At 34.9% G+C, this 763-nt stretch carries 1 protein-coding gene; it reads right to left on the bottom strand.

Annotated elements, in window-relative coordinates:
- Positions 1 to 106: 106 nt before the first annotated feature.
- Positions 107 to 367: an FmdB family zinc ribbon protein gene (locus A3761_RS24920; protein WP_068511038.1), complete on the bottom strand. Its 261-nt coding sequence runs from the start codon at positions 365 to 367 to the stop codon at positions 107 to 109.
- Between the last annotated feature and the right edge of the window lie 396 nt (positions 368 to 763).

Genomic DNA, 763 nt, shown 5'->3' with positions numbered 1-763 from the left:
TATTATCTTCATTAACCGAACCGCAATAATGGCTTCGCATAAACTATTCTCACTTAATTCTAAATACTGATTAATTGTTAATTATCTTTGTTAAATCGCTACTTTATCAGGCTGCTGAAGAGCTTTCACTGCCTTTAGATTTAGAGCTATTCTCATTCTTTGAGTTGCACAGGTTTTTCTTATTTCCTGTTTTAAAATCTGTCTCATACCAACCTGACCCTGATAACCTAAAACCAGCAGCGGATATACGCTTTGAAAAAGTACTTTCGCTACACTCAGGACAATCAGTTAATGGCTTATCACTCATTTTCTGTAAGACATCTTTTTCAAAACCACAAGATTTACACACATATTCATAAATCGGCATTATTCATTACCACCTATATAAATCTTTCTTTACATACTTATTTAAAGACATGACATCTAAATCACATAACAGCCATGACTAAGCAAAATCGGCGCACAGTATATACAATCTAAATATTAAAATCAGCGCTATAAAACCCAAAAAACCCCGACAGACTACGCGCTCAGGGTTCATTTTGAATAACAAATCGTTAAAGGCTAACACCTAACAATTACATAATTTGTTGTAAGATCCATATCCGCATAATAAAAAGCACACACAAAACGATATTCACCTAAGCAAGCGAACCCTATAACAAACAAAGCCGCCCTTCTGGGCGGCCTTATAAAGCTAAAGATAGAATAAGAAGCGAGCTTTTCCTCCCTCCTTGCTATTCATTTAATTAGACTGAAAATA

Source organism: Oleiphilus sp. HI0123 (assembly GCF_001635315.1).
Note: the sequence above shows the minus strand (reverse complement) of the source record. Positions and strands in the feature narration are given on the sequence as shown.